The following is a 21,444-nucleotide window of genomic DNA, read 5'->3' on the forward strand; positions in this document are numbered from 1 at the left end:
ATATGATTAGAACGTCGAGGATATAGGACAGGTTCCCGGTCGGCCAGCAAACTCAGCCTTCCTTGGTGAGCCCTGCCACCATGGCTTCTATCTCAGCGCGAACAGCTTCCAGCACCTCGGGTGAACGCGCGCGTACGACCAGTTCCGTCCAGAATGTTCCGTCTGCATATTTTGGATAGGAGCCGATGATGGTGTCCGGGTGCGCTTTCTGGATTTCGGCAAGTGGACCGCCGATACGGCCTTCGCCATAAGGGCACTGCACCGTGGCGGAAAGCAGCTTCGTTCCGGTCTTCAGCGTCGGCACGACATTGTCCAGCATCGCCTGGAAGATCGAGGGCACACCGGCCATGACATGGACGTTGCCGATGCGGAAACCGGGTGCGACCGAAACGGGATTGTCTATGTGCTCGGCGCCGCGCGGCATGCGTGCCATGCGCTTGCGGGCATCATTGAACTCGATGCCGCGCTTCTCATAGCTGTCAGCAAGCAAAGCGAGTGCCTTGGCATCATATTCGCAAGGCACGCCGAACGCCTTGGCGACAGAGTCGGCGGTGATGTCGTCATGCGTGGGCCCAATGCCGCCGGTGGTGAAGACGTAAGTGTAGCGGGCACGCAGCGCATTCACCGCGGCGACGATCTCGTCTTCTTCGTCGGGTACGACGCGGACTTCCTTCAGGTCGATACCGATCGCCGTCATCATGTCGGCAAGGTGGCCGATGTTCTTGTCCTTGGTGCGCCCCGACAGGATTTCGTCGCCGATGACGATCATGGCGGCTGTAACAATGTCTGGCATGGCGCACTCCGGATTGGACTCAGGCGATTTCGAAGAATTATTGCATCGATTTTGGCCGAAGATCGCGTTTGACGGGCGGTTGGCCACCACCGGTAGCAGCAATAATTCTTCGAAATCGCCTCAGTCGAATAGCGCGGTGGCCGGGCGTGGGCAATGCTCCTGAAACGGTGAACAGTGCGTGTCAGATTTGGCGGCTTCCGGTGAACGGTCCGGACACTAGATTGCGGCGCAACGGAACGACGACGTTCCTTTTGATCCATCATCTGGGAGATGCCGGCATGGCAAAGGTATTGGTGCTTTACTACTCAAGCTGGGGACACATGGAACAGATGGCCAAGGCCGCTGCCGAAGGCGCGCGCGAGGCTGGTGCCGATGTGACCATCAAGCGGGTAGCCGAACTGGTGCCGGAAGCTGTCGCCAAGGCAGCTTATTACAAGCTCGATCAGAACGCGCCGATCGCCGATCCGCTCGAACTGGAAAACTACGATGCCATCATCTTCGGTGTGTCGACACGTTATGGTATGATGGCTGCACAGATGAAGAATTTCCTCGACCAGACCGGCCCGCTCTGGGTCAAGGGTGCCTTGGTCAACAAGGTCGCCTCGGTGATGGCGTCCACCGCCACCCAGCATGGCGGCCAGGAACTCGCGATCATCACCACGCAGGCGTCGCTTCAGCACCATGGCATGATCATCGTGCCGCTTTCTTATGCCTACCAGGCACAGATGGGCAACGATGTCGTCCGTGGCGGCGCGCCCTACGGCATGACCACGACCTCCGATGGCGACGGTTCGCGTCAGCCTTCGGCGCAGGAGCTTGAAGGCGCACGCTTCCAGGGCAAGCGGGTGGCTGAAATCACTGCCAAGCTGCACGGCTGAGCGTCTCACGGCTGGCACAAGGCAGGCGGGCGGCTCGCGAGGGCCGCCCGTTTTTATTGCTGTGGGGCTTGGCCTTTCGGACGTCATCGACCTGGAGCGTCGATCGAGACATGGCGGAGCTCCCTGTTTCATCACGGCGGATGATATTTCCGTGAGGCTGGAACACCCTTCTTGAAACGGCATTTTCGTCGTGCGGATCGGGAACTTCCGGCGAAGAAAACAAATCGCGACAGGTGGAACTGGACGATCCAGCAGCCGAACGGGCTGCGGAGCGGACGTCGCTCGTTCTCAATTGCGGAGGAACAATCATGTCTCCCTTTTCTTCCAGGCTAATTCTTCTTGCTTCTGTTGTTGCTCTGGTTCCGGTCGCCGACGGCGCTCTGGCCGCAGAGCATCATCAAGCCCGCAAATCGGCTCACGCGGTTGCGATGCCTGACAACAGCATGGCACGCGTGATTTTCAATCAGGCCGATGGTGTCGGCCAGGGCATCCTGGATGCCGAGCGGCTCAATCTCATCGACACGTCGAAGGCGCGCGAATTGGCGTCCGAGGCCCGGCAGATTCGCAACGAAGCCGCGCGGGGTAACGGCTCACGCGAGTTGCTTGCCCGTCTCGACGATGTTTCCCAGGACCTTCGCGCCGCCACCGGCGAAGCCGAACCGAACGGCAATGGTGGCGATGGCGGATATTATCCTGACGGATACAGCTCGAGCTTTCCGCGATAGGCAGATTGCTGCGTTGGCCTGAGTGCGACGCCCAGGATCACGGCATGCCCTCTCCAATCGTCTGATCGTCGGGTATTTTCCGATCTACAGATCCGAAATACGGCATTTGCCGTATGCCATCACGTGGCCTGCCTTGATATTCTTTCACGGCAAGGTCCGGTTTTGGGCGGGGTGTTCAAGGACTTGCAGGAAATCCGGACCGGAAACGGTTCGGATTTTCTGCGTTTTGGGGTTGGGAGCCCATATCTGATCCGCATGCGCCCGGAGCTTTCCTCCGTATTCCTTCCTTGGCGCGGTGCTGCCGCCTTGACATGGATGAAGCGGGCACGCCGATATGGCACGGTCTGATTAGAGGTTCCTGATGTTGCTGACCGCGCTTCTCTGGCTGCTTGCGGCTCTCGCTCTGGCCGGTCTCGCCATTGTTGTTTTTTTTGTCTTCAAGACATGGCGCATCGTTGCCTGGGTAGAGCGCACCATGCCGCCGGCAGGCAAATTCATCGACATCAAAGGCAACCGTATCCATTACGTTGACGTGGGCGAGGGTCCTCCTATCGTTTTCCTCCACGGGCTCGGCGCGCAGCTGCACCATTTCACGCACCCATTGTTCAAGGTATTCGGGCCGGGCTACCGGCTGATTGCACTCGATCGGCCGGGCTCCGGCTATTCGACGCGTGCGCGTGGTTCGACCGGGCGTCTGCCGGAGCAGGCCGATATCATCTGCGCCTTCATGGAAAAACTGGGCCTCGAAAAGCCGGTCATCGTCGGCCATTCGTTGGGTGGTTCGGTGGCGCTGGCGATTGCCGTCGAGCACCCGGAAGCGATCTCAGGTCTCGTGCTTCTGGCGGCGCTTACCCATAAGGAGGTCGATCTCAGACCGGAATTCAAGGCGCTGTTCGTATCTTCGCCGCTCAAGCGTTTTGTCCTTGCGCATACGGTCTCCGCGCCGGCGGGGCTGAAATACGGCATGAAGACGATGGGCTTGATCTTTGCCCCGCATCCGCCGCCGGAAAACTACATGACAGAGAATGGTGGCTATATCGGGTTGAGGCCGAGCCACTACTATGCCAGCGCGACCGATTTCGCGGTCATCGAGATGGATTTGCCGCGGCTGTCGGAGCGCTACAGCGAGATCAAAGTGCCATCAGGTCTTCTGTTCGGCGGGGTCGACCCTATCATCAGGCTTGAAGTGCAGGGCACACCGGTCAAGCAGAAGATCGAAGGGCTGGATCTGGAGATCGCGGAAAACCTCGGCCACATGCCGCAATTCATCGGACCCGAGCAGGTAGCCGCTTTTGTTCGTCGCATCGCCGAGCGTGCGTTTGCAGGCCGTGTTTCCGCCTGAAAATGTCAACTCCGAGAGGTCGTGATCAGACAGCCGGGTCGTCCTGCACTTCGGTTTCCGGCCTGTCGCGTCCGTCGGCAAGTTCCGAATGCCACTTGCCGTTGGTGTCCTCATATTCGATGCCGTCGGTCTGGCCGGCGATCTGCTGTTCCGAGGAAGCGATTCTGGCGGCCTGAAGGGCATCGGAATGGCTCGGAAAGGTTTCCGAATAGGTGTCGCCAACCTTGTAGGCCCACCCCCCATCGTGCTCGATGATCTTGTAGGTCAACTTCGCCATGACAGCCTCCGGTGACGGCACTCCTCCTGGCTGAGACTTTCCTGCACTTTGAAACGGATTTCAACCTTTTACCCTGCTTTGCCGGCAAGCGAGCCGGGCCAATCAGTCCTCATCGCGGATCCAATGCTCCATGGTGGTGACCGCGCGGGCGAGCTGCGGCGCCGGCTGGATCTTTTCGCCGAGACTTGCCGCCGCGCGCCAACCCCAGCGCGGGTCAGCCAGGAAAGCCCGTCCAAGTGCCACGATGTCCGCTTTCCCTTCAGCGACGACAGCATTGGCGTGCTCCGGATCGGTGATGAGGCCAACGGTGCGCGTGGTGATGCCGACCGCGTTGCGGACGGCTTCGCCCAGATGCACCTGGTAGCCTGCGCCGGTCGGCAGCTTCTGAAGCGGAGAATTACCGCCGCTGGAGCAGCACAGATAGGCGAGACCAACATCCTTCAGCGCCTTCGCCACTTCGATCGCGTCCGGCACGTCGAAGCCGCCATCCACCCATTCCTTTACCGAAAGCCTCGCGCCCAGTGTCAGCCTCGGCGCTGCCGCCTTTACGGCCCTGGCGACCTCAACCGCAAAACGCATGCGGTTTTCCAGCGAACCGCCCCAGCGGTCCGTGCGCCGGTTGGAGAGTGGCGACAGGAACTGGAAGATCAGGTAGCCATGGGCGGCGTGCAGTTCGATGAAGTCGAAGCCGGCGCGATCGGCGCGTTTTGCGGCGTCCGCAAAGCGCTGGATGACACCAAGGACTTCCTCGTCGCTCAGTTCGTGTGGCACCTGCCAGCCGGTGTCGTAAGCGAGGGCTGAGGCTGAAACGACCGGCCATGGATCCTGCTCCGGCTTCAGCGGGCCACCGCCTTCCCAAGGCCGCTGGCAGGAGGCCTTGCGTCCGGCATGGGCAAGCTGCACGCCGAATTTGGCCCCCGGCAGCGCGACCCGCCTGGCTGCATCCAGTGTGCGCCTGGCTGCTGCTTCATTGTGATCCGAATAGAGGCCGAGACAGCCATGGGAAATGCGGCCCCGTCGCTCGACATCGGTCATCTCCACCGTGACCATGCCGGCGCCCGACATGGCAAGGTTCATCCAGTGGTAGAGATGCCAGTCGGTGGCCGAGCCGTCATCTGCCGAATATTGGCACATCGGCGCCACGGCGATGCGGTTCGGCAATTCGAGGCCATCGAGCGAAATGGGCTGGAAGAGGGCGGCTGTCATGATGGCTCCGGTTTGATGTGATCTTCTTCTAGGCTGCGGCTGCCTTGCGTGCCAGATGGCTGCAAGGCCGCCCGGCCTAGTCCACCAGACGTCATTGCGGTCCGGCTCATCGCACGCTATCCCAGCCCATTCCCCGAAACGAGGCAAGCATGGACGACCGCATCCGCATCCGTACGCAGGAAATCCTTTCCGACGACTGGGCCATCCTGAAAAAGACCACCTTCGACTACCGCCGTCGCGATGGTCTTTGGGAGACTCAGGTGCGCCAGACCTATGATCGTGGTGACGGGGCGGCTATCCTTCCCTTCGATCCCGACCGCGGCACGGTGCTGCTGGTGCGGCAGTTCCGCTGGCCGGCCTTTGTCACCGGTCACAAGGAGCCACTGATCGAAGTCTGCGCTGGCCTGTTGGACAAGAATGATCCTGAGACCTGTATCCGCAAGGAGGCGGAAGAGGAGCTCGGCTATCAGCTGAACGGCGTGAAGTTGCTGTTCACGCCCTATATGAGCCCCGGCAGTGTTACCGAGCGTCTATGGTTGTTCGCGGCGCGTTATTCGCCGGCCGATCGCATTTCGGAAGGCGGTGGCGCTCCGGAAGAGGGCGAGGACATCGAAGTGCTCGAAATGCCGGTCGACGAAGCGATGGCCGCGATTTCCGACGGCCGCATCATCGACGCCAAGACGATTCTTCTGCTGCAGCATTTGAAGCTGAACCCGACGCTGTTCGGCTAGGATGAGGACAAGCCACGTCGGCTATCTTAGAGCTCGCCCCGGCAGCGCTGCTTGCGACTTGCTTCGATGGCTGCCTCCTGCGCCTGCAGGCGTTCGATTTCCGCCGTTCGCCGATCCTTGAGCACGGAGACCGCTTTCTGTCCGCCGGGCAGCCAGAACGGGATGCGGGTGTTCGAGATATTGCCCCGGCTGATCGCCGTGGACGTGACGCCTGTCGCCAACTCGCCCAGCGCTACATTGAGCTCGGTGCAGTTCATCGATGCGTATTGCGCCGGGTCGACCGATTTCATCGAGCCGCAGCCCGCCAGCAAGGGCAGGCCAAGCAGAAACGCGGTTGCCATGGGCCTCGGGGCGATCGCTTTCATGACGACAGGCTAGCAAGATCGTTTGCGAAAGGAAACGGCTGAGAAGAACCTGCGTCGTTGGCGGTATGGTGCGGACGACGGGAATCGAACCCGTACGATCGAGGATCGAGGGATTTTAAGTCCCTTGCGTCTACCAGTTCCGCCACGTCCGCACTTGCCGTCACTTCAATTAGTTAGCGTGCGTAGTCAACACATGTTTTGCGTCGTGGCGAACTGCTGTGCACGTCGAGCAAGTGCGTAGAGGCTATTGGCGCGTAGAGGCTATTGGCGCCGTGCTAGACGGCAAATCCACCGAATCCTGCAACGCTGGGCTTAACAGTGATGTTTTTGGTATCCTCGGGAACGAGGATCTTGGAACGTCGGGCAAAGGCAAGAAACGCGTCCCGCGCGATCTGAGGGTCGAGCTCTCCCGCCCGGGCGGCGTTGCAGGCCTTCATCGCAATTTCCCAGGTCTTGCTTTCGCCGGTCTTGGCCCACTCGGTCAGGAATTCGATCATGTCGCAAATCGAAGAGATTTCGCGCTTATCGCCAACTTCTGCAGTAACGGTGACAGGCGTGAACGCCAGCAAATTGTGCATGGGAAGGCCTTTCTGAAAATGGAAAGGAGGCCAAAACGAACGCCGGCCTCGGCAGGGAACGCACATGAACGTTCCAACGCGGTAGTGGTTCCTTGCCTATACCCATCTTCGATCGAACTCAATTCGCTGATTGAGTTTTCAGAAGTCGTCAGCCGAAAAGGCAGCGGTGAAGACCTGCCGCAACGCTGCGGGCGTCAGCGGGTCGAGCATGGGCAGGCGTCCCAGTTTTCTGGTTCTGCCGATCTCGCAGACTATGCTTTCGGTCTCGGGTTCGGCGCCGCCGATAAAGGCAACTCCCAGGACCGGAACATTGCGGGCGCGCAGTGCTTCCAGTGACAGAAGCGTATGGTTGATGGTGCCGAGCCGGGTGCGCGCGCACAGGACCACGGGCAATTCCCAGCGTGCGAAGATGTCGGCGAAGGTGGCGGTCCGTGTCAGTGGCACCAGCACACCGCCGGAGCCTTCGATAACCAGCGGCCCATCGACTTCCGGTACATTCAACTCTTCGGGGATGATCGTGACGCCGTCGATCGCCGCAGCATGGTGTGGAGAGGCGGGTGTGTTCAGCCGCCATGCCTCGGCCAGGATACGGCCCGGCAAAACGTCGCCGAGCCGCATTACGGTTTCGCTGTCGCTCTCTCCGCCAAGTCCGGCTTGCACCGGCTTCCAGTAAGATGCTCCGAGCAGGCTGGTCAGTCCTGCGGCGAAGACCGTCTTGCCGATGTCGGTATCGGTGCCGGTGACGACGATGCGCGTATTCAAAGCGCGCCAGTCGCGGACAAGGGCGGGGATGGCTGAGAGCGGTATTTCTGATCCGGCCCGGTGCCTGCATGGACCGGTGCTTCGGCGGCACGCATGCCGAGCTTTTTCAGCAGCGCGAAGTCCTTGTTGCGCTCCGGATTGCCGGTGGTCAGAAGCACGTCGCCGGTGAAGATCGAATTGGCGCCGGCCAGGAAGCAGAGTGCCTGCAATTCATCGCTCATGGCATGGCGACCAGCCGAAAGCCGCACCACGCTTTCCGGCATCAGAATGCGCGCCAGCGCGACCAGCCGCACGAAGGCGATCGGCTCCAGCGGCCGGCTCTTCTCCATCACCGGCGTACCCCGGACTTCGTTCCACATGTTGATCGGAACGCTTTCCGGGTGCCTCTCGAGCGTGGCCAGGATGACCAGCATGGCGATGCGGTCCGTCATGGTTTCGCCCATGCCGACAATGCCGCCGGAACAGACCTTGATGCCGCCGGAGCGTACCAGTGCCAGCGTCTCCAGACGGTCATCGATGGTGCGGGTGGTGGCGATCTCGGGATAGTATTCCCGGGAAGTGTCGATGTTGTGGTTGTAGTAATCGAGGCCCGCTTCCCTCAGCCGTTCGACCTGGGACCCCGTCAGCATGCCGAGGGTGATGCAGGTTTCCATGCCCAGCGCCCTGACGCCTTCGATCATGGCGCAAACCCGGTCCATGTCACGGTCTTTCGGGCTGCGCCAGGCAGCACCCATGCAGAACCGTGTTGCCCCGCCGGCCTTGGCGCGCTGTGCCTCCTCGAGCACGCGCTCCACCGCCATCAGTTTGGTCGCCTTGACGCCGGTCTTGTGATGCGCACTCTGCGAGCAGTAACCACAATCTTCCGGACAGCCGCCTGTCTTGACGCTGAGCAGGCTGGCGGTTTCGACCACGGTCGGGTCGAAGCGGCTGCGGTGAACGCTTTGCGCCCGATGGAGCAGGTCGGGCAGCGGCAAGGCGTAGATCGCTTCCGCTTCTGCCTGTGTCCAGTCGGTACGGACATCGCTCGTCTCAGGAAGAGACGAGCGATCCGGCGTTACGGACGCACTCACCGGCCGATCTTTCCCAGCAGACGTGCCGGGATCATGGCCGAACCGACGGCGACCATGGCGATGTTGATGAGGTCGCCCAGAATGAAGGGGGTAAAGCCCAGCGGAATGACATCCTTGGCGAGGATGTACAGGCCGAGCCAGGGCAGGCCGACTGCGTAAGTCACTGCAAGGCCTGCCAGCATGGCCATGATGCGGCCGAACATCTGCCGGCCCTCGGCCAGCCAGCCGGTCAACCAGCTGGCGAAGAGATAGCCCAGCAGGTAGCCGCCCGTCGGGCCCATCATGTAGGCGAGGCCGATACCGCGCTCAGGCGAGCCGGAGAACACCGGCAAGCCGGCTGCCCCTACCGCCAGGAAGGTGAAGAAGGTGGCTGTCGCCATGCGCGGGCCGGTGGCGACCGCAATGCCCATGACCGCCAGCGTGTACAAGGTCAACGGCACCGGCCAGAACGGAATGCGCAGCTTGGCGCAGAGCGTGATCAGGGCGACGCCCGCGATGATGATGCCAACAGTTCTTGCCGCCTCGCGCGGCTTGATGCCGCGCAGCGTGAGGGTCTGGCTCATGGTCTTCCTTTCGTAAATTATAGATAATTTATGATCTATATCTACAGTGAATCCACAAAAGGAAACGAGTCGCAATAGGATTATAGATATTTTTATCCAACGATCGCGAAAGCGTCGCGGACGCCGCCGCTGGCCGATTTCTGGGGTCGACGGCCGATCCATTGAACATGACCGGCCAGCGTGGTGCAGGCCGCATCGATCTGGCCCTTGCGCAAGGCGGAAAGGATAGTGCGATGGTCGTGATCGGTGCGTGCTTCCCAGTCGGATCGCCATGCGGCGAAAAGAAAGCGGGCGCTGGCGGCATGCAGGTCGTCGATGGCCGATAGCAGCCTCGGCATGGAGCAGGGTTCCAGGATGAGACGGTGGAAGCGCCGGTTCGCCTCTTCCCAGGAGCGCACGTCACGCGAATTGTCGCCGGCCTTGGTGGCTTCTTCGGCCGCGTCGAGAATGGCAGGCGTCAGATGTGGCGCGGCGTGGCGCAACGCCAGCACCTCGAGGGCTGCGCGCATTTCCGCCACTTCTTTCACTTCGGCTAGGTCGAAGCTGGCAACACGCACGCCTCGGCGCGGTTCACTGACCGCGAGGCCTTGTGCCTCCAGCCTGCGAAAGGCCTCGCGCACGGGGACATGGCTGGCACCGAATTCCTCGGCGACGTGATCCTGCCGCAGCCGTGAGCCGGGCTCGATCTTACCTGCGATGATGCGATCGGCCAGCGTCTTCGAGATGCGGACCGCGAGAGTGTCTTCTTTTTGTGCGCCCATGTTTCATAGATAATTTGGTGCGCAGGGCTTGTCGATTGGTTGGCCGGATAAGCCACAGCACAAAGGGACGGGACAAGCCCCATTCCCCTTCGTGCCGAAAAGAGAGGCAGGGTGCGAATGGCACCTTGCCCAAGGAATCCGGATCTGCGTTGTCAGCGGCGCGCCACCGGCGGCACATAGTGCTCAAGCTCCGGTGCCGGGAAACGCACCGTCTCGCCGGTTTCCGCCGATTTGTAGAGGCCCATCATCATTTCCACGACGGCAAGCCCGTCATGGAAGGTTTCCAGCGGCGTCTCGCCCTTGCGGAAACACTCGGTCATGTGACGGTTCTCGTCGGTGTAGCCATAGACACCAGCCTCGTCCTCCAGCACCGGCATAAGGCCCTGTTCGGCATTCTGCTTCTCGACAAGATCCTCGCCTTCCGAGCCTTGCACCGCGCGTGACATGAAGATCTTCAAGCCGGTGCCCAGCGAATTGAATTCCATCGCATATTCGGGGCCGAGCAGTTCGAGCTGGATGCGCAGGCCGGCCCCGACATATGCCCAGGACGTCGTGGCTTCGATCATCAGGTCGTTACCGGCTTCGTCTTCCAACGCCACCACGCCGCGCGCGAAATCCTCTGAGGGATGGTTGCGGTAATCGACGCCGGGACCGAAGCGGCGGGCAAGATCGTCAGCATAATGCGGGCGCGTCCATTTGAGGTTGGCGACGGTTCCATTGACCGATTTGACCTTCAGCGAACCCCGCGCCGCTCCCGGCGCCGTGAGCAGATGACGCGCGACTTCGAGGCTGTGGCACATCATGTCCGACAGCACGCCGCCGCCCTGCTTGTCGCCTTGCCAGAACCAGGCTTCATGCGGGCCGGAATGCTCTTCCGCCGCGCGGGCGAGATAGGGACGGCCGGTGGTAGAGGCGGCGCGCCGCCAGATGATCTCCTTGCCGCGGATGACCGGCGTCGCGAACACCTGGTTTTCGAGATAGCCGTGGTTCAGCCCGGCATCTTCGGCGAGCCGCACCATTTCGCGCGCTTCGGCAACGGTGCGCGCCAGGGGCTTCTCGCAGGCGACGGCGAACACCTTGGATCGGCCGGCCTTGATCTCGGCATGCAGCGTGCGCATGACGTCGAGGCGCGTGTAGTTCGGTGACAGGATCCAGACGGCATCGAGCGTCGGGTCGCCAAGCAGGCTTTCCAGGCTGTCGTGGTTTTTGCAGGAACCGAGACCGAGTTCATCGGCCAGCTTGACGAAGTGCTCCCGCTTTTCGTTGCTGCGGCTGTAGACGCCGACGACATCGATGTTGCGCACGCCGACCAGCGATTTCAGGTGAAACTGGGCGATGAAGCCCGTGCCCACGAAACCGACGCGCAATCTCTCCTTCGGCAGCTGTGCCATGGTCGTCCTTTCCTGCTTCTTGTCTTTCAGATTGGTTTTGGCCGGGCGGTCGAGCCACGGATCTGCAGCACCGTCGGCATTTCCAGTGTCTCGACTTCGATCTCTTCTCCGGCGAGCACCCGCAACAACTGCCGCATCGCTTCCTGTCCGATCTCCGCGCGTGGCTGGCGCACGGTTGTCAGCGGCGGATAGAAGGCCTGGCTGAGGAACAGGTCGTCGAACCCGACCACCGAAACGTCACCGGGCACGTCGAGGCCCAGCCGGCGCAATTCGTTGATTGCGCCGAAGGCCATTTCGTCGTTGGCGACGAATAGCGCTGTCGGCCGGTTCGGCCGGTCGAACAGCGCGCGACAGAGCGTTTCCCCCGAAGGCAGCAGATAGTCACCGACCGGTTCGTAACCGTCCGGTATGGCGAGCCCCGCGGCCTGCATCGCCTGGCGAAAACCCTCGCGGCGGCGAACGGCCATGATTTCAGGGACGGGGCCACAGATATGGGCGATGGCGCGATGACCGAGCCCGATCAGGTGCTCGACCGCGGCACGCGAGGCCCCGACATTGTCGATCTGCACATGCGGCAGCCCCATGCCTTCGATCGTTTCCAGCGCCACCACCACCGGCAGGCCCTGCAGATGCGACCGACTTTCCTCGGCCGGCCACGGCAGCTTGCCGGTGATCAGGATCATGCCGTCGGCATGGCCGTCGCGCAGCATGTCGAAATATTCGACCTCGCGCTCGGCGTTGTTTTCGGTATTGCCCATCAGCACTGAATAGCCGGCGGCACGGGCGGTTGCCTCTACCCCCTTCATAATCTCGAGATAGAAGGGGTTGCCGACGTCACGCACCACCATCAGAACGGCCATGGATTTCTGGGTGCGCAGGTTGCGGGCACTGACATTGGGCCGGTAGTTCAGCATCTGCGCCACTTCTCGGATGCGCGACAGTGTCGGCTCAGCCACCAGGCCGGTATCGGAAAGCGCGCGAGAGACCGTGGCGGGCGAGACGCCCGCGCGCGCGGCGATGTCCTTGATCTTGGCAGGGCCGGCCATGCCGATCAGCCCCGCATCGCCTTGGCGCGTCCATAGAACAGCATCAGCGCCACCAGCGTCGCGCCGAACACCATCTGCCGGCCGGCTTCGTCGATGTGCACCGTGGTGAGGATGCTCTGGAGCAGGACAAGCAGCACGGCGCCGGCCATCGTGCCGGTGTAGCCGCCCTTGCCACCGGACAGCGGCGTGCCGCCCAGCACAACGGCGATGATCGAGGGCAGCATGTATTGCTCGCCGACATTGGCGAAGGAGGAGCCCGAATATCCAAGCAGGCACATGCCGGCGATGGCCGCGAAGACACCTGACAGCATGAATAGCGCGACGCGGATCGTCTTCACTGGCACGCCGGCCATGAAAGCGGCCTGCTCGTTGGAGCCGATCGCATAGACGCGGTAACCGAACACGGTGCGGCGCAGCAGGAAGGCCATGGCAAGCCCGATCAGCAGCCAGAGCCAGATGATGCCGGGCAGGCCGAGCAGGAACGGTTTGACGACGAAGTCTGAAAGGCCAGGCGCGGCGCGCCCGGAGGGGATGCCGTTGCGGATAACCACCAGCAGGCCTTGCAGCACGCCGAGCATGCCGAGCGTCATCACCAGCGGCGGGATGCGCAGCAGTGTCACGCCGACACCGTTGATGAGGCCGAACAGGCCTCCAACGACGATGCAGACAAGGATCGCCGGCAGGATGCCGCCATCCGCGCCGTTCATGACATTGCCGGCCAGGATCGCGGCCAGCGAAACGATGCCGCCGACCGAAAGGTCGATGCCTTCACGGCCACCGAGGATGACCAGGTTCTGGCCGGCCGCGACGATGCCGAGCAGGGCAGCGACAATCAGCAGCCTGAGGACCTGTCCCGGCGAGGCGAAGCCCGGGGACAGCCACTCGCCGACGGCAAGCAGCAACACGATCAGGATCAGCGCCACCACGAGCGGCTTCTTAGCGAAAGCCAGCGCGGCGTTCCCGCCTGATTTGGAGGGGAGGGCGTCGGTGCTCATGCCCGTGCTCCGCGGCTGACGAGGATACCGGTCATGAGGGCCAGCAGAATGGCGAGGCCCTGCACGAAGTTCTGCCATTCCGAAGGCGTTCCGACGAAGAAGACCAGGGCATTGATGAGGCCGATGATGAGGGCGCCGATCAGCGAACCCGTCACCGTGCCGAACCCGCCAGCCAGCGCGGAACCACCCAGGACGACGGCGGCGACCGAATAAAGTGTCATCTTGCCGCCGACCAGCGGATCGCCACTTGCGGTGTCGCCGGTGATGCAGAGTGCGGCGAGCGCCGCGAACAGGCCGCAGAAGACGTAGCCCTTGATGCGGATTGCGGTCACCGGCAGCCCGCTCTGGAACGCGGCCTGCTGGTCATCGCCGACTGCCAGCATCTGCGTGGTCAAACGCATGCGCATCAGGATCGCGAGCAGGATTGCCACTGCTGCGACGGCATAAAACACGAAGGGAATGCCGAGGAAGCGGCCGCCATAGGTCGTCCAGTAGGCCTCGGGCGCCGGCGTGCCGGCCACCGGCAAGACGGTGAGGGCCAGGCCGGTGAAGAAAATGGAGGTTGCGAAGGTGGCGACGATCGCCTGCAGTCTCAGACCCGCGACGACGATGCCGTTGATCAACCCACAGGCCAGGCCGATCAGCGCGCCGACCAGGCAGGCCGCGATGACGCTGAACCCGTCGCCGCCCCATTTCTGCATCAGCACGATCACCGAGACATTGACCAGCGATACGATGCTTCCTGCCGACAGGTCGATGTCACCGGAAAAGACGACATAGGTCTGCGCCACCGAGAGCATCATCAGCGCCAGGTAGGTCGAGATGAGCCCGGTCATCGAGCGGAAGCTCAGGCTGCGCGGCTCGAAAATGCCGTTGAGGGCCAGAAGCAGGACGAGAATGATCAGCGCCGGCAGGAAAGGATAGCGGCGGATCAGGCGGCCAAGGCCGCCGGTATTGGTCTGGGTGGCTGCGTTGCTCATCAGGCAGCCTCATATGCGGCGTGATAAAGATTGTAGCGGGTCCGGTCTTCGCCCTGCAGTTCGCGCGTCACCACGCCTGAATTGAAGACCAGGATACGATCGGCATTGGCGAGCAACTCGGCGTCCTCCGAAGAATAAAGCACAATGCCCATGCCCTCGGCCGCCAGGGAACGGATGAGCTGGAAAAGGTCCGACTTCGCGGCCAGGTCGATGCCCTTGGTCGGGTCGTCGAGCAGAAGGATCGCGGGACGATCGATCAACCAGCGCGCGATCACCACCTTCTGCTGGTTGCCGCCGGACAGCGAATTCACCGGCTGGCTGATATCCTGGAACTTGGTCTTCAGTGCCTTCAGCGGTCCATCGGCCAGCGTGGCGAGTGCGCCGGGGCGCGCGAGATGCAACCTGTTGCGCAGGAAATGGATCGGCGTGACGTTTTCCAGGATCGGGCGGCCGGTCAGCGTGCCGTCACGGCCGCGATCGCCGGAGACATAGGCAATGCCGTTGCGGATGGCCTCGGCTGGCGAGCGTGCGGCACAAGCCTTGCCGTTGACCTCGATCGTGCCGGCGTTGTGGGCGAGGGCGCCAAAAATGGCGCGCAGCACCGAAGATTGACCCTGGCCATGCAATCCGCCGAAGCCCAGGATCTCGCCTTTGCCGACCGTGAAGGAAACGTCACGGAAACCGACGCCGTTGAGATTGGCCACGGACAGCATGGGTTCACCTGCCGCGGCTGGTACAGGAGGTTTGCTTTCAGCCGACAGCGCTTCACGTTCACCCACCATCTGCCGGATCACTTCATCGGCGTTCGTCTCGGCAATGGCTGAGGACGCGACAGTCGCGCCATCTCGAATGACGGTGACACGGTCGCCGATCGAAAAGATCTCGTCCATGCGGTGCGAGATGAAGACCATGGCGCGACCCTCCTGTTTCAGGCGGCGCAGGATCTCGAAGAAGCGCTCGACCTGGGCGCGGTCGAGCGCGGAGGTGGGTTCGTCGAAGATGAGAATAGGCGCGTCGGTGGCCAGGGCCTTCATGATTTCGACCAGCTGGCGCTGATCGGCGCGCAGCCTGTCCACGGTCACATCGGCGGCAAAGCCTTCGCCGGCGACGTCCTGGAATTCGGCGATAATCCTGGCTGTCCGTTCCTCGAGCTCGGTCCGGTCGACGAAGATGCCGCCCTTCACCGGCATTGCCGGCAGGAGGATGTTCTCGGCCACCGTGCGACGCGCGGCCAGGCTGAGTTCCTGGTAGAAGATGCCGATGCCGAGTGCCCGTGCTGCGCGCGGACCGTCGATGGTGACAGGCTTGCCGTCCAGCAGAACTTCGCCGGCGTCCGGCTTCACGCTGCCGGCGACGATCTTGCACAGCGTGCTCTTGCCCGACCCGTTCGAGCCGATCAGCACGTGCACTTCGCCAGGTTTGAGATGCAGGTCGCCTCGGCTCAGCGCAACCGTTGCGCCATAGGCCTTGCGTGCGCCGCGAACGATAAGTTCGGACATCGAAGCCGTTCCTCCGGCTGTCGGGGCTCTCCCCGGACTATCAGCTTACTTGAAAAATCGGCCCAGGTCCGCCCGGTGCATAAGCAGCCGGGCGGAGGTCCGGAGACCGGTTATTTGAAGAGCTTTTCAGCGTCTTCGATCGAAAGCTGGCTGGTGAAGGAGTAGTAGCCGGGCTTGCTGTCCACCGCCTTCACCGCTTCGTCGAGGCTCTTGTTGTCGATGAAGGGGATCGGCAGATACATGGCGTTGCCATACTGGCCGGCCGTCGCCGGTTCCTTCAGTTCCTTGCCCTGCAGCATCGGAACAGCGACGTTGAGAGCGCTGGCCATGACGCCGGGCGGGTTCACCGAAGCGCCGGAATTCAGCTTGTCCTTCTTCCACAGATCGATGAAGTCCTTGCGGATTTCACCGGTCGCGGCGATGGAGGACTGCTTGTTGGCGTCGATGATGGATTTCCAGGCGCCGGCAGCCATGCCGTCCTGCACCCAAACGCCCGTGATGTCAGGGTAGGTGGCAAGCAGATTCTGCATGGCCTGTTGGCCCTGCGCCTGGTCCCAATTGGCGTTCACTTCGTTGACGATCTTGATGTCGGGATACTGGCCGAACACTTCCTTGTAGCCGGCAACCCGCATCTCGTTGGCCGGATGGCCGGCGACGCCGTTGATGGCCACGACATTGCCCTTGCCGCCGAGCGTCTCGGCCAGCCACTTGGCGCCGGCAGCTCCCCAGGCCTTCTGGTCGATGCCGACATAGGTGGCATCCTTCGACGACACTTCCGAGTCGGTGGCGATCACCAGGATGCCGGCGTCCTTGGCCTGCTTGAAGATCGGGTCGAAGGCGGTCGGGCTGTTCGGATTGATGATGATGGCGTCGACGCCCTGGCTCATGAAATTGCGTACCTGAGCAATCTGGCCGGGCACGTCGACATTGGCGCTCTGCACCACGACCTCGACATTGACGCCCTTGTCCTTCCAGGCGGCAGCAGCGGCCTGGGCTTCCTCGATCATCTGCGTGCGCCATTCGGAGCCGACCCAGCCATTGGAGAGGCCGATCTTGAAATCCGCTGCGTAGGTGGAAAACGCCGACACGGCCAGTGCCGTGCTGGCCGTCAAAGCTAATACGATCGCTTTCTTCATTTTTTGATCCTCCCTGAGTGCGACGGCGGCGACATTATCAGGAATGAAATCGATTTCAATAGCGGTTTCACGGCTTTTCAGCGCGATTTTCGTTGTGCGGCAGAGGTGACTGGAAGGAGCAGGCTAGGGCGCTGTCCGTGGTCGACGGGACAGCGGCGTCTTATTTGGCATCGATGAAGTCGAGCACGGCCTTGTTGTATTCATCCGGCGCCTGCAGCATCGCGAAGTGACTGGCATTGGGCAGGATGACTTCCGCGGCACCAGGGATCATCTTGGCCATGGCGTCGGTGTGCTCGCGCTTGATCGCCTCATCATGATCGCCTGCAACGACGGCAATCGGCGTGGTGATCTTGGCGATTTGTTCCTTGTTCCAGTTCGGCTGGGTTTCCCACATCTTGCTGATCTGACCGACGAAGGCGTCGTACTGATCGGGCGTCTTGGACAGCTTTTTGTAATCGCGGCCGGAACGCTCGATATAGGCGGCGAAGGTCTTGTTGGTCAGCACGCCTGGATCCACGCCATCCGTGGTGACATTGGCTGCTTGCGCGAACACCCGCGTCAGCCGGTCGGGATGGCTCATGGCAAGGTCGATGCCGATGATGCCGCCGTCGCTCCAGCCGACCAGGGCGGTCTTATCGATCTTGAGGTGGTCGAGCAGGGCAACGTAATCCGAAGCCATCAGGTCGTAGCCGAAGGGCTCTTCCGTGCGGGTCGAGCGGCCATGGCCGCGGCTGTCGGCGACGATCACCTTGTGCGTCTTGGCCAGTTCCGTCACCTGGCTTGACCAGATGTCGGCGTGACCCAGCCCGCCATGGATCAGCAGAACCGGATCGCCCTTGCCGTAAACCGCATAATACATCTGGATGCCGTTGACGGGTGCGTAGCCGCTTTCCTCGGCCTTGGGCATCGGTGCCGGCTCGGGCAGGGTCTGCCAGCGTTCCTCGGCGGTTGCTGCGCCGGCAAACAGCATGAAGGCAGTGACGGTCAGGGCAGTCCACAAACGCGACATCGGGCAATCCTCCGGGAGGGAAGGCGAGATCAACTGCCTTCCCTTCTGGAAAGTCAACAGCGACCGCACTGCGGCCGCTATCCGACAAATGCCTTAGGCATCCTCCTCGACGAACACTTCTTCGCGCTTCTTGCGCACCGAAGGCAGCAGGACCACGACCAGGACGAGAGCCGCCGCCAGGAGCAGGATGGCGCTGATCGGCCGGGTGACGAAGATCGACGGATCGCCGCGCGACAGGATCATGGCGCGGCGCAGGTTTTCCTCGAACAGCGGGCCGAGCACAAAGCCGAGCAGCAGAGGCGCCGGCTCGCAGCGCAGCTTGGCGAGCACGTAACCGAAGAAGCCGAAGAAGGCGACCGAATAGAGGTCCCAGGCGCTCGACTTCACCGAATAGACGCCGATGGCCGAGAACGCCATGATCGCCGGGAACAGCACCTGATACGGCACGGTCAGCAGCCTTACCCACAGCCCGATCAGCGGCAGGTTGAGCACGATCAGCATCAGGTTGCCGATCCACATCGAAGCGATCAGTCCCCAGAACAGCGCCGGCCGTTCGGCGGCGACGTCGGGTCCGGGCACGATGCCCTGGATGATCATGGCGCCGATCATCAGCGCCATGACCGGGTTGGCGGGGATGCCCAGCGTCAGCATGGGGATGAACGAGGTCTGCGCTGCGGCATTGTTGGCCGATTCCGGGCCCGCCACGCCTTCGATCGCGCCTTTGCCGAATTCCTCCGGATTTCTGGCGACGCGTTTTTCCAGCGTGTAGGAAGCGAAGGAGGCCAGAATGGCACCGCCGCCGGGCAGGATGCCAAGCACCGAACCGAGGCCGGTTCCGCGCAGGACGGGAGCCGCCATGCGCCGGAAATCCTCGCGGGTCGGCATCAAGCCGGTCACCTTGCGGATCATCACCGAACGATCGTGTTCGTTCTCGAGGTTGCGCAGGATTTCGGCGACGCCGAATACGCCGACCGCCACGGCGACAAAGTTCAATCCGTCCGCGAACTCGCGGATACCGAGCGTGAAACGTGGCGTGCCCTCGAAAATGTCGGAACCGACGAGGCCGAGCAGCAGGCCGAGCACGACCATGGCGAGCGCCTTGATCACCGAACCATGGGCGAGTGCGATCGAGGAGACCAGTCCCACGACCATCAGCGAAAAATACTCAGCTGAGCCGAACTGCAATGCGATTTTTGTGAGCGGCGGCGCAAACAGCGCGACCAGGAAGGTCGCCACGGTGCCGGCAAAGAAGGAACCGAGGGCGGCAGTGGCCAACGCCGCGCCGGCGCGGCCCTTACGTGCCATCTGGTAGCCGTCGATGGCGGTGACGGCGGAAGAGGATTCACCCGGCATGTTGATCAGGATGGCCGTGGTGGAGCCGCCATATTGCGCGCCGTAATAGATGCCGGCCAGCATGATCAGCGACGAAACCGGATCGCCGATCTGGAAGGTCACTGGCAAGAGCATGGCGATTGTCGCTGTTGCGCCAATGCCGGGTAGAACGCCGATCAGCGTACCGAGCAGCACGCCGACCAGACAAAAGAGCAGGTTCCACAGCGTCGAAGCAGTGACGAAGCCGAGTGCGAGATTGTCGAAAAGCTCCATGGCTCAGGCTCCCACCCAAGACAACCACGGCCCGAACCGCTGGAACGGCAGGCCGAGTGCATAGCTGAACACGATGGTGGAGAAGATGGTTAGGACCAGCGCGACAATCAGCGCGGTGCCGGGCCGCATGCGCTGCGAGGCGAAGGCTGCGATCAGCGCGGTGAAGAACAGCGCAGGCACAAAGCCCAGCCCACGCACCGTGAGCCCGAAAAAGATCGGCGCGGGCAGAATGAAGAACATGCCGCGCCAGGCGATCGCACCGATCGGCTCGCCGGCGACACGGGTCGCCTGGATGGCGATGATGGCGCCGAGCAGGATCAAAATTGCAGCCAAGACAAGCGGGAAATAACCCGGCCCCATGCGAAAGGCGGTGCCGATCTCCTGGCCCAGTGACTGATAGCCGAAGAACAGGCCGGCAGCGACGAAGATCGCCCCGCACGCTCCGTTCGTCGGATCGATGGAAAGTTTGTTCACAGTTCCCTCCTGACGCCGGGACTTCGCTTTATTCATCTCCGGCCGAGAGTCGCTTGCGTTGCCGCGCTACGACCAAGGCAGCCGATAAAGCGAAAGGCCGGGTGATATCCTCACCCGGCCGTCCAGAAAGTGCTAGTCCGCGTACTGGCCGGCGGCCTCGATCACTGGCTTCCAGCGGGCGACTTCGCTTTCCAGCTTGGCCTTGAGTGCTGCGGGTGTGGCATCCGCCTCCGGCGAAGGCTTGGTGCCCAGCTCGGCGAAGCGGGCGACGACGTTTTCGTCCTTCAGCGCCTTCTGCAGCGACTTGCTGAGCTTGTCGAGCACCTCCGGCGGCGTGCCTTTCGGCGCGTAGACGCCGTGCCAGATGCCGACCTGGAAGCCCGGCAGGCCAGCTTCCTCCGTGGTCGGGATGTCGGGCAGCACATCGAGGCGAGCAGGCGAGGTGACGGCATAGGCCTTGATCGTGCCGCCCTGGATCTGCTTGGTCGTGTTGGTGGTCTGGTCGCACATGATGTCGACCTGGCCACCGAGCAGATCGGTCATCGCCGGGCCGGTGCCCTTGTATGGCACCGTCACGAACTGTGTCTGGATCGCATTCATGAACATCATGCCGCACAGATGGGAAGCGGCGCCGATGCCGGCATTGGCAAGCGTCACCTTGTCCTTGTTGGCCTTGACGTATTCGATCATGCCCTTGAGATCGGCGGGCTCGAAGTCCTTGCGCGTGACGATTGTCATCGGCACTTCGGTAACGAGGCCGACATAGTCGAAAGCGTTCAGCGTGTCGTAAGCGAGCTTGCGGTAGAGCGTGGCGCTGGTGGCCATGCCGATATGGTGCAGGAGCAGCGTGTAGCCGTCAGGATCGGCCTCGGCGACGCGAGCCGCGCCCAGCGTACCGCCGGCACCACCGACGTTCTCGACGATCACTTGCTGGCCGAGGTCCTTGGACATCGATTCGGCGACGAGCCGGGTCACGGTGTCGGTCGGGCCACCGGCCGCGAACGGTACGATCATGGTGATCGTTTTGTCGGGATAGGTCTGTGCCACGGCGGAGCTTGCCAACATGGCAAAGGTCGCAGCCGTCGCCAGCGAGGCGATAAGCTTCTTCATGAAATCCTCCCAGGTCTTCGTTCCGGTGCAGGTCTCCTCCAGCACCGCGAACGGATGGCTCATAGGAAGAGCCTTCGTCGTGTTCGGCAATGTCCGATTGCATTAAACCTCGGCATTCTTGATCCGACGCCCCTGCAATGGGTGGAAA

At 62.2% G+C, this 21,444-nt stretch carries 23 protein-coding genes and 1 tRNA gene; 4 read left to right on the plus strand and 20 right to left on the minus strand.

Annotated features, from left to right (window positions below):
• Positions 1–52: 52 nt before the first annotated feature.
• Positions 53–793 carry a competence/damage-inducible protein A gene (locus ACFWXH_RS04820; RefSeq protein WP_379118009.1) on the minus strand — a complete coding sequence of 247 codons (741 nt, stop codon included), beginning with the start codon at positions 791–793 and terminating at the stop codon, positions 53–55.
• A 278-nt stretch (positions 794–1,071) separates the two neighbouring features.
• Between ACFWXH_RS04820 and wrbA the strand changes: the two genes are divergently transcribed.
• From wrbA to ACFWXH_RS04835, 3 genes are all read left to right on the plus strand, one after another.
• Positions 1,072–1,671 carry an NAD(P)H:quinone oxidoreductase type IV gene (wrbA, locus tag ACFWXH_RS04825; protein WP_379118011.1) on the plus strand — a complete coding sequence of 200 codons (600 nt, stop codon included), beginning with the start codon at positions 1,072–1,074 and terminating at the stop codon, positions 1,669–1,671.
• A gap of 233 nt (positions 1,672–1,904) precedes the next feature.
• Complete coding sequence (locus ACFWXH_RS04830) at positions 1,905–2,396, plus strand: hypothetical protein (protein WP_379118013.1); 492 nt, start codon at positions 1,905–1,907, stop codon at positions 2,394–2,396.
• A 361-nt stretch (positions 2,397–2,757) separates the two neighbouring features.
• Entirely contained in the window at positions 2,758–3,738 is a 981-nt protein-coding gene (locus ACFWXH_RS04835; RefSeq protein ID WP_379118015.1) for an alpha/beta fold hydrolase, read from the plus strand.
• A 25-nt stretch (positions 3,739–3,763) separates the two neighbouring features.
• On the opposite strand, the gene ACFWXH_RS04840 is transcribed toward ACFWXH_RS04835, so the two are convergent.
• Positions 3,764–4,015: a DUF2188 domain-containing protein gene (locus ACFWXH_RS04840; protein WP_054313134.1), complete on the minus strand. Its 252-nt coding sequence runs from the start codon at positions 4,013–4,015 to the stop codon at positions 3,764–3,766.
• Between the two features lie 102 nt (positions 4,016–4,117).
• Positions 4,118–5,221, minus strand: a complete 1,104-nt coding sequence (locus ACFWXH_RS04845) for an NADH:flavin oxidoreductase/NADH oxidase (RefSeq protein WP_379118017.1) — start codon at positions 5,219–5,221, stop codon at positions 4,118–4,120.
• Positions 5,222–5,370: 149 nt separating this feature from the next.
• On the opposite strand from ACFWXH_RS04845, the gene ACFWXH_RS04850 reads away from it, so the two are divergent.
• A complete protein-coding gene (locus tag ACFWXH_RS04850; protein WP_379118019.1) occupies positions 5,371–5,952 on the plus strand; it encodes an NUDIX domain-containing protein in 582 nt (193 codons plus the stop codon).
• A 26-nt stretch (positions 5,953–5,978) separates the two neighbouring features.
• On the opposite strand, the gene ACFWXH_RS04855 is transcribed toward ACFWXH_RS04850, so the two are convergent.
• The 17 genes from ACFWXH_RS04855 to ACFWXH_RS04935 form a co-directional block, all read right to left on the minus strand.
• Entirely contained in the window at positions 5,979–6,293 is a 315-nt protein-coding gene (locus ACFWXH_RS04855; protein ID WP_379118021.1) for a hypothetical protein, read from the minus strand.
• Between the two features lie 90 nt (positions 6,294–6,383).
• Positions 6,384–6,469, minus strand: a tRNA-Leu gene (locus ACFWXH_RS04860).
• Between the two features lie 123 nt (positions 6,470–6,592).
• Positions 6,593–6,895 (minus strand): DUF982 domain-containing protein, encoded by a 303-nt coding sequence (locus tag ACFWXH_RS04865; protein ID WP_379118023.1) that lies wholly within the window; start codon positions 6,893–6,895, stop codon positions 6,593–6,595.
• Positions 6,896–7,033: 138 nt separating this feature from the next.
• Positions 7,034–7,657, minus strand: a complete 624-nt coding sequence (gene bioD, locus ACFWXH_RS04870; RefSeq protein ID WP_379118025.1) for a dethiobiotin synthase — start codon at positions 7,655–7,657, stop codon at positions 7,034–7,036.
• Positions 7,654–8,727 carry a biotin synthase BioB gene (gene bioB, locus ACFWXH_RS04875; RefSeq protein WP_379118027.1) on the minus strand — a complete coding sequence of 358 codons (1,074 nt, stop codon included), beginning with the start codon at positions 8,725–8,727 and terminating at the stop codon, positions 7,654–7,656. Before bioB ends, bioD begins: the two co-directional genes overlap by 4 nt.
• Entirely contained in the window at positions 8,724–9,290 is a 567-nt protein-coding gene (locus ACFWXH_RS04880) for a biotin transporter BioY (protein WP_379118029.1), read from the minus strand. Before ACFWXH_RS04880 ends, bioB begins: the two co-directional genes overlap by 4 nt.
• A 92-nt stretch (positions 9,291–9,382) precedes the next feature.
• Positions 9,383–10,051 carry a GntR family transcriptional regulator gene (locus ACFWXH_RS04885; RefSeq protein WP_379118031.1) on the minus strand — a complete coding sequence of 223 codons (669 nt, stop codon included), beginning with the start codon at positions 10,049–10,051 and terminating at the stop codon, positions 9,383–9,385.
• Between the two features lie 152 nt (positions 10,052–10,203).
• Positions 10,204–11,442 (minus strand): Gfo/Idh/MocA family protein, encoded by a 1,239-nt coding sequence (locus ACFWXH_RS04890; protein WP_379118033.1) that lies wholly within the window; start codon positions 11,440–11,442, stop codon positions 10,204–10,206.
• Positions 11,443–11,468: 26 nt separating this feature from the next.
• The gene (locus ACFWXH_RS04895; RefSeq protein ID WP_379118035.1) at positions 11,469–12,488 is read right to left on the minus strand and encodes a LacI family DNA-binding transcriptional regulator; all 1,020 of its coding nucleotides are present in this window, start codon (positions 12,486–12,488) and stop codon (positions 11,469–11,471) included.
• Between the two features lie 5 nt (positions 12,489–12,493).
• A complete protein-coding gene (locus ACFWXH_RS04900) occupies positions 12,494–13,483 on the minus strand; it encodes an ABC transporter permease (RefSeq protein WP_379118037.1) in 990 nt (329 codons plus the stop codon).
• A complete protein-coding gene (locus tag ACFWXH_RS04905) occupies positions 13,480–14,463 on the minus strand; it encodes an ABC transporter permease (RefSeq protein WP_054313123.1) in 984 nt (327 codons plus the stop codon). The genes ACFWXH_RS04900 and ACFWXH_RS04905 overlap by 4 nt, the downstream gene beginning before the upstream one ends.
• Entirely contained in the window at positions 14,463–15,962 is a 1,500-nt protein-coding gene (locus ACFWXH_RS04910; RefSeq protein ID WP_379118039.1) for a sugar ABC transporter ATP-binding protein, read from the minus strand. The genes ACFWXH_RS04905 and ACFWXH_RS04910 overlap by 1 nt, the downstream gene beginning before the upstream one ends.
• 110 nt (positions 15,963–16,072) lie before the next feature.
• Positions 16,073–17,098 (minus strand): ABC transporter substrate-binding protein, encoded by a 1,026-nt coding sequence (locus ACFWXH_RS04915; protein WP_379118041.1) that lies wholly within the window; start codon positions 17,096–17,098, stop codon positions 16,073–16,075.
• Between the two features lie 160 nt (positions 17,099–17,258).
• Positions 17,259–18,107, minus strand: coding sequence for an alpha/beta fold hydrolase (locus tag ACFWXH_RS04920; RefSeq protein WP_379118043.1), 849 nt, complete (start codon positions 18,105–18,107; stop codon positions 17,259–17,261).
• Between the two features lie 93 nt (positions 18,108–18,200).
• On the minus strand, positions 18,201–19,712 hold the full coding sequence (locus ACFWXH_RS04925; protein WP_054313119.1) for a tripartite tricarboxylate transporter permease: 1,512 nt from the start codon (positions 19,710–19,712) through the stop codon (positions 18,201–18,203).
• Positions 19,713–19,715: 3 nt separating this feature from the next.
• Positions 19,716–20,186, minus strand: a complete 471-nt coding sequence (locus ACFWXH_RS04930) for a tripartite tricarboxylate transporter TctB family protein (RefSeq protein WP_244483500.1) — start codon at positions 20,184–20,186, stop codon at positions 19,716–19,718.
• Between the two features lie 132 nt (positions 20,187–20,318).
• Positions 20,319–21,296 (minus strand): tripartite tricarboxylate transporter substrate-binding protein, encoded by a 978-nt coding sequence (locus ACFWXH_RS04935; RefSeq protein WP_054313152.1) that lies wholly within the window; start codon positions 21,294–21,296, stop codon positions 20,319–20,321.
• Positions 21,297–21,444 lie beyond the last annotated feature (148 nt).

It is taken from the genome of Mesorhizobium sp. NPDC059054 (genome assembly GCF_042739215.1).
In the GTDB taxonomy this organism is placed as follows: domain Bacteria; phylum Pseudomonadota; class Alphaproteobacteria; order Rhizobiales; family Rhizobiaceae; genus Mesorhizobium.